Source organism: Leptotrichia shahii (assembly GCF_008327825.1).
Lineage (GTDB): Bacteria > Fusobacteriota > Fusobacteriia > Fusobacteriales > Leptotrichiaceae > Leptotrichia > Leptotrichia shahii.
This window is the reverse complement of the sequence record NZ_AP019827.1, coordinates 240,584-252,480: the sequence shown is the minus strand read 5'-3', so window position 1 is coordinate 252,480 and position 11,897 is coordinate 240,584. Positions and strand designations below refer to the sequence as shown.

Below are 11,897 nucleotides of genomic sequence, written 5' to 3'. Positions count from 1 at the left end.
TTTTTATTTTCTTGAATTTTTTTACTTTTAGAATTTTTCCTTTAATGTAAGTTTTCCACCTTTTACTTGGATAAATGTAACTGCCTTTTCAGGATTTCTATCAGCATCAAATTTTAATTTACCAGTTATCAAATCTATACCGCCTACATTATTCATAGCTTCTCTTATAGATGCTCCAGACATATCTTTCGTAGATTTTAGAGCAGTTTCTACAATTTGCACAGTATCATAACCAAGTGCCGCAAACATTATTGGCTCTTTGTTATACTTAGCTTTATAAGCCTTCATAAATTTTTGGACATTTTCAGATTTATCATCTGGAGAAAATTGACTTGCAAAAATTGCTCCCTCTGCAACTTTTCCAAAGTTAGTTTGAATTCCATCCCATCCATCTCCACCAAAATACTGTGCATTAATTCCCAAATCTTTAGCTTGTGAAATAATAAGTCCAATTGTATTGTAATAATCAGGTATAAAAATAGCTTGTGGATTTTGTCCTTTTACTTTTGTCAATATTGCTTTAAAATCTTTATCATCATTTGTATATTTTTCTTCAGTAATAGTTATTCCATCTTTTTCAGCTTGTGCCTTAAACGCATTTGCAATTCCTATAGAATAGTCATTTGAAGAATTTGTCAATATCGCAATTGATTTTACACCTTTAGATTTTGCATATTTTGCAGTGGCAGTCCCTTGATAAGGATCTGTAAATGTTGTTCTAAATACAAAATCTTTTCCCTTTGTAACATCAAGGTTTGTAGCAGTTGCGGAAATTAAAGGCACTTTTGCCTGTTGTGCAAGTCCTGAAATAGCCTGTGAAGTAGCTGACACAACTTCCCCAATCACAACATTAACCTTATCTTGTGAAACCATCTTTTTAAAGGCATTTACCGCTTCTTGAACATCTCCTTTGCTATCTGCAGTCACAAGTTCAATTTTTTTACCATTGATTCCACCTGCATTGTTAATAGCCTCAACCTTCAGTTCCACACCTTCTTTTACCGCCACTCCATATTGTGCATAATTCCCTGTAAGCGGTGCAATAACTCCAATTTTTATGACATTACCATTGGCAGATTTTTTACCACATCCGACAATAAACATCGTGGCTAACAGCATCATTAAAAATATTTTTTTCATATTGTCATCTTCCTTTCTATTTTAATACTAAATTCACATAAAAAAACAAATTATCTTTCAGTTATTTCAAGATTCCTTTTCCAAAAAGACTCATAAAAAATCTGTTAATTTAAGTGGAAAATAGTATAAATTGTTTATACACTTATCTATGTTTATTATTATATCACAAAAAAATAAAGAATTGAAATTATTTTTAAAAATTTGTATAAAAAAACTACTACATTTCGTAGTAGCCAAAAATTATTTTTTTTGTTATTAAAATACTAAACTATTATTTATTAGTTTCCTAAGTTGAAATCATAACCTACACCAAGAGATACTCTTCTGTAGTTAGCATCATATTTTCTAGATACACCTAAAGGTCCTTCATATTTATAGTCACCTTGGTTTTCTTTATACATAAGTTCCACGTTTACGTTGTTGAAGTTAATTCCTCCACCTACTCCATAGTATAATCCATTTTTAGCTTCGAATTTTCCTAAAGTTCCATAATCGTGATTTCCACTATTGAATGAATATCCTAAATCACCTTTTAAATAAGGTTTTACTGCTGTTTGTGTATCAAAAGTATATTTTGCAGTTGCATAAACTGGAACAGAACTATAGTTTTTTTCATTTTGTCCACTTACTTTATCTTTTAAATCTTTGTGGAATTGGAAAGCTGTACCTCCTCCAACTTCTAATCCAGGAACTACTTCATTTCTATATTCAACTCCGATTTCTCCTGAACTGTTTTTAGTTTTTTGATCTTTGTAGTTTCCTCCATAATGGTATTTTCCACCGAAATCTATTCCACCTCTAGCTTCAATTTTTCCAGTATCGGCAAATGAAGCGGCTCCTAAAACTAAAAATAAACTAATTAATGTTTTTTTCATAGTCAATCACCTTTCTTTTAAAAAACTCCTCTGAAATTTTTTATTATGATTTTTTCATTTAAAGATTCCTTAGCTTCAAATGATAACTAATTATACATCATAGTTCTTATAAATAAATTTTTATATATATTGTTTTACCTTTGCAAGAAAAAACAACCAAACTTTATAAAATATAAATCAAAAGAATGATTGTTTTTAGCATAGGATGTTTTATTTATTTTGATCTCTAAGTTCTTCAGGCTTTTGTGATACTCCTGTTGATGGTCCTGTTTCTGGAAGTTCTACTGCTGTTTCTTCTTCTTTTCCAAGATTACCCAAATTTAATAAGGTTGTATTAAGCTTCCCAAGCAATACATCAATATTTTCAGCTGTTACTACTACTTTTTCTCCTTGTGGAGTCTTCTTAACTATAAATTTTGTTCTGTTTTTTGTTTTTGGTTTATCTTTTGCTTCAATCTCCTGTTTAAATCTTTCTTCAACTGAAAGTGACTTAGAATCTTTATTTGTAAAAACTTCTTGTGACATTTTTTGGAAAACTTGTAAAAATACTTTTTGTACATCTAAATTTGTTACTTCTACAGTTACAATAGTAGTGTCATTATCCTGCTTTTCTGTTCCAACTATTTTATATTCAAGATTTTTTAACAATGTTTTAAAAAGTAATTCCTGAGTTTTATTATTATATGTTATTTCTAAATCTCCTTCAAAACTATCATCAATAGCATATTTTGCCGCTTCTCTCGGCTTGCCAGCCTTTATATTATTAATAAATTTTGAAACTGTGTCGTTAGGCCCTGATCCACAGCTAACTAGGCATAAAAGCATAAATATCCCTAACAGTAATTTTTTCATCTATAACTCCCTTCTCTTTATATAATCTCTTTGTTCTTTATTATTTATTCTACATCATTTGAATTAATAAGTCAAGGAAGTTTTAAAATTTCGATAGAAAAGTCATCTTTTATTTTTTATCCTCAAATTTTGTATTAATATTTTTTTCAAGTTTTTTCACTCGTTTTACAAGTTCAGGCACTTTCCCCATTGACATTTTCACTCTCAAATCTTCCATATGCTCTCTTAACGGATAACCTGACATTTTCTTTCCATCCGGCACATCATTTGTAACACCTGATTTTGCCGCAATTACCACATTGTTTCCGATTTTAAGATGTCCTGCTACTCCAACTTGTCCTGCAAGTATTGAATTATCTCCCACTTCCACACTTCCAGAAATTCCAACTTGTGCAATAATAAAACAATTAGAACCAATCACATCATTATGACCAATGTGAACTAAATTATCAATCTTTGTACCTTTTTTTACAATTGTATCACCAATAGCTCCTCTATCAATACAAGTATTTGCTCCAATTTCAACTTCATCTTCCAATATAACATTTCCAATCTGATCTATCTTTACATTATCGCCTTTTACTTTTATATAACCAAACCCATCAGACCCGATAACAGCTCCTGGTTGAAAAATACATTTTTTACCAATCTTAGAAAATTCCCTAATAGTAACATTTGAATAAACAATCGTTCCTTCTCCGATTTCTGTTCCTTCAAAAATCGAAACATTTGGATAGATTACAACATTTTTACCAATTTTCACATTATGTCCAATATAAGTGTTAATTCTTGAAACATTCGCTGTTTCATCTATTAATGCCGAATCTTCTATTGCTTTTTCAAACGGCTTTATTTTTGGCTTAAAATAATTTAATAAAATCGGCATCAGTTCTCTCGGATTTTTTTCAACTATAATATACGTTCTATCTTTTGGCAAATTTTTCAATGGCGGAACAACTATTGCCCCAGCATTACATTTTTCAATATTTTTTAACATTTTTTCATCTGCTGCGAAAGTCAGTTCATCTTCTGTCGCATAAAAAAACGGCGATAATTTCTTTAAGACCAAATTTTCATTTCCATTTATTTTTCCACTAACTAATCTTGCTATTTCTTTTATATCATACATTTTGAACATCTCCTTATTTATTTTTCTTTTAGCCATCTGTAAAAGTCTAAAAATTACGACAAACACTGTATTTTTACAGAACTTTTATAAAATTATAGGGATGAAATTAATCATCCCTCTTTAACTATTTTTATTTTTTATTTATTTGAAAAACTAGAATGATTGTCCAAAGCTAAAGTAAAATTTACCTTTATCTTTTTTCTCACCTTTTTTCTCTGGATCCATAGGCCAACCATAATCAAATCTTAACGGTCCAATTGGCGTATTCAATCTTACCCCAACTCCATAACCTTTTTTAAGATCTTTAAAGTCATGAGCATCTTTTCTATTTGGTTTATAGATTTTTTTACCAGTAATAGGATCTTTTGACTCCTTTTGCCAAGCATTTCCTATATCAAAGAATGCTACTAGCTGCAACGTGTCATTGATTTTTGTTCTATTTTCAATAGTTGCATGAAATTTATCATATCCATCAAATGCACTATAATCATATCCACGAATTGATTCAGCTCCACCTATGCTAAATCTCAATGCTTCCGGTGTTCCGCTTCCTGTTGATCCCCAAGCTACTCTATACGCCATTACATTTTTATCACCAAAGAATGTTGGATGATAAGCTCTTAAATCGGCTTCAAACTGATCATACTTTCTAGGATCATTTATAAGTTCTCCTCTTTCATAAGAAAATATTGAATAAATTCCTTTTGTAGGACTATATTGATTATTTCTTGTATCATAAATTAATGATGGCCCTACTGCAAGCAAATTATATTTATCATTTACTTTTTTATTTGAGAATAATTCTTCATAATGATCGTATCTTGCTGCCAATCTTACATAAAGATCGCTATTAAGTCCTTTACCAATTGTCCAACGAGTACCAATTTTTTTAACTTTTTCCACTTCATCTGGATCAGCATTGTCATCAACTGATACATTCCAGTAAATTGTTCCTCCTGCTTGAACACGTTCAGTTCCTCTTATCCAAGGATCAAACCAGCTAATATCAAATGTTTTATCTCCTTTATTTGAAGCTGATAAAGTAATTGCGGCATCTTGACCTTTTCCCAAGAAGTTTGAATCTGCTAGTTTAAGTTCCCCTACTAAACCAACAGAAGTTCCATAAGAAATACTTCCATTAATTGTAGTAGTTGGACGTTCTTCTACAAGTAATTTTACAACTCTTGCATTTGGATCATCCTCTTTTCCTTCAAGAACTGGCTCTATTGAAGTAAACATTCCTGTTCTGTAAAGTTCTTCTACCGTATCCTTTATATTTTTAGTTTGAAAAATTTGTCCAGGTTTTATTTTTTGAACTCTCTCAAATATATAAGGTTTTGTTCTTAAGACAGAACGTTTTTCAGACTGTCTTTCATTATCCTTTCTAGAAGGCGCCTTTTCAAATTCTACAGAATCAACAACTCCTTCAGACAATCCTATTTTTATATCCCCTTCATTTGAAACGTTTATTGACTCAATTCTTGCAACAGAATATCCATCCTTATTGTATAACTTTATTATTCCATTCTTATCAGGATTCAATAAATTACCGTTTAAAATTTCACCTTTTTTTATGCCTAAAGCTTTTTCTAACTCAGCATCTTTATACAGTGTATTTCCTTCAAAACTTATACTTTGAATAGCTGGATTTTCTTTTACTTCATAAACTATTGAAACAGTATTATCCGCTTTTCTGTCAATTTTTGGTTCAACTGTTGAAAAATATCCAGAGTCAAATATTTTTTGTGCTCCATCAACTGCCTTTTGCGGTACGAAAATATCTCCTGGCTTAATTGGCAAATTCTTTAGATATTCTTCTTTTCTACGAGTTTGCAATCCTTCAATATCAATACTTGCTACAGTATATTCTGTCTCTTTTTTCATCTCTTCTTGCATTTGTTTTCTTTGAATAATTGCTGAAGCATTTTCAACTTCTGCAACTTCAACCATTATATTTACAGTATTTCCACGAATTTTGGGATAAACATTTGCTTCCGAGATGTATCCCAGTCTTTTAAGTGAAAGATAAATATCACTAAGTTTTTTATTAGTATAGCTATCCCCTGATTTTACAGGTATTTTTGACAATAACAAATCTGGAGATAACTCTTTTAAATTTGAAAATTCAATCGAACCAACTTTTAAATCATGTTTTGTTTCTCTATCTGCTTCAAATACATTATTTGTTTTACCTTTTCCTTTTGCTGCTTGACGTGCTGAATTTCTTCTATTTTTTTTAGCCTTTTTACTCGATAATTCATTACCAAGTTCTACTTCTTCAGTAGTATATCTGCTTTTAATGTCTGAAATTCTATCATCGTTATCTAACTCTTCACGGCTAGATATTCTACCTGCATTATCCGCCAATTCCATTCCAGCTACTGTGCTTTTTTCTTCAGCTTCCGATAAATTATTTACAGACATAAATAATGTCACCGTAATGATCAAAGCATAAATTTTATTTCTTACTCTTTGTTTTGACATTTTTCCTCCTATTTTTTTAGTGTATCTAATTTTTTCTTCCTAAATATCTTTTTTAAAAGATCTCCAAATGTATCAGCTTTCGTTGAAAAATCGACTCCAAAATAATAATTTATCTTTGCACCGTTACTCATATTCGTACTAGAACTAGATCTTTTCAGACTTTCTCCTCCGATTCTTAAATCTAATCCATTTGAAACACCATAACTTAACCACGCATTATATCCAATTGGATTTTTTTCATCGTTTTTTGAAGTCTGATATGGAAATTTAACTGAAGCATTCCAAAATAATCTATCCTTGTATAAATTATTCTGCAGTGTAAGCGTTGTCGCCGCACTATATTCTCCTGTTTTATTTGAACGGTCAACATTCGTAGAAACATTGAATTTTGATATTCCTAATACATCTTTTATTTTACCAGTTACTGATGAAAGAAACAGTTCATTTAATGCAGTATTGACTAAGGATCCTGCCACTACTACTCCATCGGCTGAATTATCCTTATTTTCACCAGGCTTATCACTATTTCCAATTACAGTATTAAATGCAAGTAATGATATTATTTCTTCTCTAGTTTTTCCAGAAGAAGATGTAAATCTAATCTCAGGATTACTTATATTTCCATTTACACTTATTTCAATCCTATCACCATTTACTACTGTACTAGCATCAAAAATCACAAATGGATCTGATACAGACGCTGTTAGGCCATTAATAGATGGAACAAATCTTATCTCTGCCCCTTCAATTTTAAAATCATTACCATTTACAGAAAAAGAACCTTTTGTAATTCCATACTCTCCATCTATTCCAATTTGACTATCAGCATAAGTAATTTCAGATGAACCTTTTACTGTCCCTTTTATATTTCTCACAATGCTTACATTTGGAATATTAATTTTTACATTGTCACCAGCTTGAACATTTAATTCAACTGTATACTGCTTTAATATTTTGTCAATTACCTCTTCTACAATTCCTTCTACAATTGTTTTATCTTGTTCTTTTTTCTTCTGCTGTTCTGAGTTTTCCATTTCAGCATTTTCTGAATTTGATGAATTAAAATTTGGAATCTCACGTATTTGAGCATTATTCACAACAAGATCTCCAAACAATCTGTTTTCTGTAAATATTGCATTTCCACTAAGTGCGAAATCTATTCCCGTTCCATAATGAAGTCCTACATTGTTAAGGTTTGCATTCAATTCAAATTTTCCAAGTTCCAGACGCTTTGTCTTCATAAAATCATTAGGAATAGTTGGAACATCCAAATCTCCTGTTACTTTAAAAGTTCCTCCATTATATCCACCATCTAGCCTATTTACTATAAGTTTATTATTTTTAAGATTAATATCAGTATTCACGTTATCTATAAGCGTCAATTTATCCTTTGTTTTATAATTAAAGTTATTCAACAAAATATGACCTGTTGTAGCTTCATTTGAGAAAATCGCATCTATATTCGCAACTCCACTTGCTTGCTCTATATCTTTATTAATCCCTAAGAAATCCAAGTTAAAGTCTTTTGCTAACATAGAAACATTATACTTTACTGGTATAAATTGGACATATCCATTTACAAGAAGTGGATTTTTTTCATATTCTAAATAAAATTGTCCAATATTTAAAGCTTTTTCATCAGCTTGTAAATCAATATCCACATTTTTCACAGGAAATCCACTAAGTTTAACTGAATCTGACTTTATCTTAACTCCAGTTATAAATTTCTCAAAACTTCCACGATAAAAGAATCCAAAATCTATATCTCCACTATATCCCTTATCTTTTAAGTCCTGTATCGAATCAAGCGAAAATTTTTGTTTTTCCAACTGATAATCAATATTTACATTTGCTAAATCAAATTTAGTCTGTGTTTCAAATAATGTTTCCTGATTATCTCCAATAAATCTCAACTTTTGCAAATCAAATGTTCCATACTTAAACAATTTATCTGTAGTTCCATTAGAATATTTAATATCTGCAACAATATGCGGAATTTTATAACTTTTAAGACTCATATTATTTAAAGCTAACTGTCCTTCCAAGTTAAAATTATTTAAATTTCCCTTAAGCTTAAGATTTGACTTCGTTCCAAATGTCAACTCTTTCATATCCAAAAGTTTTGGAATATCTGGCTCATTTAAACTAAGCTCAATATCTGAAATTCCAGTTTTAAGATCATAAGTTCCATTTAGTTTATTTTCACGTAAAGTCACATCGTCAAATCTCATAATCCCATCCTTTATACTAATTGATGCGTTTGTATCACCTACATAAGTTGATTTTATTGTTGTTGGTGCAGATGGCATTATTATACTTCCAGAAAGTTTATCTACTGTTCCTGTTAAATTTGCATCCAAATTTTTAACTTTTAAATTCACTTTATATGGAGAAGTGTCATAAAGCATATAATCTTTTAATGCTGCATTTATATCCATGTTACCAGATTTAATGTTATATTTACCACTTGCATTCAGGTTTTCATTTCTTATACTTGCGATATTAACAACATTATCTTTTATTCCGAGATTAGCTGTTACATCCTTTAAACGCTGATAATTAAGCCATAATTCATCCATTTTTGCGTTAGCTGTCAGATCTAGATTTAATAAATTATTGATTTTGCCATTGGCATGCAATTTCTCGTATTCCACTACATATTCCCCATAAGGACTATAAAGTTCATAATTTCCAGAAAGTTTATCTGCCGTTCCTGTCAAATTAGCATTTAATGTTCCAATTTTTACATTCATTTTAGAGGGCAAATTATTATTAGTGAACATATAATTTTTTAATCCTGCAGTTATATCTATTTTACCAGATTTGATGTTATATGTACCACTTGCATTCAGGTTTTCATTTCTTATACTTGCGATATTAACAGCATTATCCTTTATTCCAAGATTAGCTGTTACATTTCTCAAACGCTGATTTTCAAACTGCAGTTCTTTTACCTTTGCATTGACTGTCATATCCAAATTTGTCAAATCATTAATTTTACCATTAACATGTAAATTTTTATACTTTCCCAGATATTCACCATAAGGGCTATGGATTTCATAAGTTCCAGAAAACTTATTATTTACACCATTAATCCTGGCTTCTGCAGTTGCAGGCAATTTTGCCTTATCCAGCCCGTTAAAGTTGTATCCATTAGCCCTTAACAACTTTGCAATATCAACTTCTTTTGGCAAATTAAGGGAGTATGAATGTTTCATATTGGAAGTTGTTGTTCCGCTTATATTTAATACTCCCCCACCTTTCATTCCAGCTGTTCCGCTTATTCTGTAATTTCCATTACGAATTCTTACCTTGACCTTTATAGCTTTTATAAAAGGAACTGATAAATCTTTTACTCTTGCCTTAATTATTCCAGAACGAAGTATATTTTTACTGTTAAACTTCACAACTAGATTGTCAACATCAGGACTGATTTTATAAGCCTTGCTACTATAATTTACAGTAAAATAACCGTTACTTCTTGCATTTACTGCAACTGTCTGTGCTTTTGGATTTACTGTATATCTACCTTTTAGAACATTGGATCTCACCGTACCTGTTATGATATTTTTCGGCGATATTTTAGCACTTCCAGTAATTTTTTTAATGTCAAAATCAGAACCAAGGTTGCTTAATACATAATTTCCTGTACCAGTTTTCTTTTTCAGATCATATTCAAATTTTCCGACTTTAACATCTTCATTTACTTTAAATCCTGAAAATTCTTCATTAAATAAGAAAGATGTATCAGTTAAAGTCAGTTTTTCATCTGCAATTTTCATAGAAGTTTTTATATTTTGAAAATTATAATTTGAAATATTTATGTTATCTGAAGAAAATTTCCCAGTAAGTGCTGTCTTTTTATTTTTTGTATCGACATTTACTTCAAGATTTCCTGTAACCGCACCTTCAGCTGAAATTTTTGAACCTTTAATTATTTTATACCGTGCAATTTGCTCAAATGGAAGTTTATCTGTAACCAGTTTTAAGTTCAGTTTTTGATTTTGTATAAAATACGCCAATGTCAAAGTTACTGGACTTTCACTTAACTTGGTATTTGCATTTACTGTGATCTTATCTTTTTTCAAATCAATAACAGCATTAACATCTTCAATATCACCATCAAAATCAACATAAGTCAATTTTCCATTTTTAATTTTCAAACTTCCTAAAACTTGCATTGCCTTTTTGATTTTATCGTGTTCTAATTTTAATACACCTGTAAGTGTTCCGCCTTTTACCTTTATCATATCAAGAGGTACATATTGTCCCAGTTCTTCAGTTATTCCAACATTTTCAAAACCAAAATTCAGACGAAATTCTTTTCTTCTTTCATCGCTGTTTTTTATTTTATCAAACATTGAATAAATTGATTGCTTAGATTTCATAAGGCTTTTTAATTCAATCTTTAACACTTCAGTTTTCCCATCTTGGCTTTTATTTCCAGAACCTTTTGCAACAAGTGAGAAACCACGAGATTTTGATGTTTCCAATCTTCCATTCACTTTTTTCAATGTTTTACTTATTTTTTTAGTATAAGTTACATCTGTATAATTTAAAACTGTATTGTGAATATGAAGTTTTCCGATTCTACTTGTTGGATCAAATGTCTTTGGCTTTTTAGGATCTGTTTTTATTACATGAAGAATATTATAATCTTCATTTTTTCTACGTTCTAAATTTACAGTTCCATTATACACGTCAATTCTATTAAGCCTTGTCGGCATAAGAAGACTTATTCCAGCCGTAGTTTTTTTAGCATCAATAACTACATTTCCCTTAAGATCTTTAACTTTCAAGTTGTCAATTTGAATTTTACTAAACCCGATTAACTTGACAGCCCTAAATTCAACGTTCAGTCCGCTGCTCTTCAAAATTGAAGTCAGTACGCCCCTAAAGTTTTTTGTCGAAATATAAAACTTTAACGCAAATAAAGACATTAGAAGAAAAATAAATACAATCAAAGATCTCTTTATGTATTTCATCTCACGTTTTTTACCTCCTCTTCTCTGTTTTTTTTGAAAAGGATAATTATTTTCATTGTCCTAATTTCCATCTATGCTTTCTTTATCTTTTCTTGTATTTTCAAAATTTATGTTCAAGAGAAAACATCTTTTTTATTTTATCATAAATTTACATAAAAATCTATTATTATATATGTTTTTTTCGCTTAGAAAAAATTAAACTCAATTATATGACTCATTCTCTTGACTTAAATTATTGAATAAAATAAATTGCTCGACATATTGGTCAAAAAAACTTTTATTATCAAAATAAATTTATTGACTTTTTATATAACACATGTTATATTATCTGTACTTAAAATTTTATCAAATAAATATATTAATAAAAATGATAAATTTTAAAAGTAGAAGTTATAAAAATAAAATAATAGCAACATTTATAAATTTCTTATA

Annotated in this window: 6 protein-coding genes; all 6 read right to left on the bottom strand. The window is 29.8% G+C overall.

The genetic code is table 11. From position 1 onward, the window contains the following. Positions 1-27 precede the first annotated feature (27 nt). The gene (locus F1564_RS01175; protein ID WP_018451337.1) at positions 28-1,140 is read right to left on the bottom strand and encodes an ABC transporter substrate-binding protein; all 1,113 of its coding nucleotides are present in this window, start codon (positions 1,138-1,140) and stop codon (positions 28-30) included. A 278-nt stretch (positions 1,141-1,418) separates the two neighbouring features. Then, positions 1,419-2,015: a porin family protein gene (locus F1564_RS01170; protein ID WP_018451336.1), complete on the bottom strand. Its 597-nt coding sequence runs from the start codon at positions 2,013-2,015 to the stop codon at positions 1,419-1,421. A 210-nt stretch (positions 2,016-2,225) separates the two neighbouring features. Beyond that, on the bottom strand, positions 2,226-2,867 hold the full coding sequence (locus F1564_RS01165) for a DUF4878 domain-containing protein (RefSeq protein ID WP_018451335.1): 642 nt from the start codon (positions 2,865-2,867) through the stop codon (positions 2,226-2,228). Positions 2,868-2,976: 109 nt separating this feature from the next. Further along, complete coding sequence (gene lpxD, locus F1564_RS01160) at positions 2,977-3,996, bottom strand: UDP-3-O-(3-hydroxymyristoyl)glucosamine N-acyltransferase (protein ID WP_018451334.1); 1,020 nt, start codon at positions 3,994-3,996, stop codon at positions 2,977-2,979. Positions 3,997-4,149: 153 nt separating this feature from the next. After that, positions 4,150-6,480 carry a BamA/OMP85 family outer membrane protein gene (locus tag F1564_RS01155; protein ID WP_018451333.1) on the bottom strand — a complete coding sequence of 777 codons (2,331 nt, stop codon included), beginning with the start codon at positions 6,478-6,480 and terminating at the stop codon, positions 4,150-4,152. Between the two features lie 8 nt (positions 6,481-6,488). Beyond that, on the bottom strand, positions 6,489-11,465 hold the full coding sequence (locus F1564_RS01150; RefSeq protein ID WP_018451332.1) for a translocation/assembly module TamB domain-containing protein: 4,977 nt from the start codon (positions 11,463-11,465) through the stop codon (positions 6,489-6,491). Positions 11,466-11,897: the final 432 nt, after the last annotated feature.

Coding starts and splice junctions, on each gene's coding strand:
- F1564_RS01175 (WP_018451337.1), bottom strand. CDS start 1,140: ATGAAAAAAATATTTTTAATGATGCTGTTAGCCACGATGTTTATTGTC.
- F1564_RS01170 (WP_018451336.1), bottom strand. CDS start 2,015: ATGAAAAAAACATTAATTAGTTTATTTTTAGTTTTAGGAGCCGCTTCA.
- F1564_RS01165 (WP_018451335.1), bottom strand. CDS start 2,867: ATGAAAAAATTACTGTTAGGGATATTTATGCTTTTATGCCTAGTTAGC.
- lpxD (WP_018451334.1), bottom strand. CDS start 3,996: ATGTATGATATAAAAGAAATAGCAAGATTAGTTAGTGGAAAAATAAAT.
- F1564_RS01155 (WP_018451333.1), bottom strand. CDS start 6,480: ATGTCAAAACAAAGAGTAAGAAATAAAATTTATGCTTTGATCATTACG.
- F1564_RS01150 (WP_018451332.1), bottom strand. CDS start 11,465: ATGAAATACATAAAGAGATCTTTGATTGTATTTATTTTTCTTCTAATG.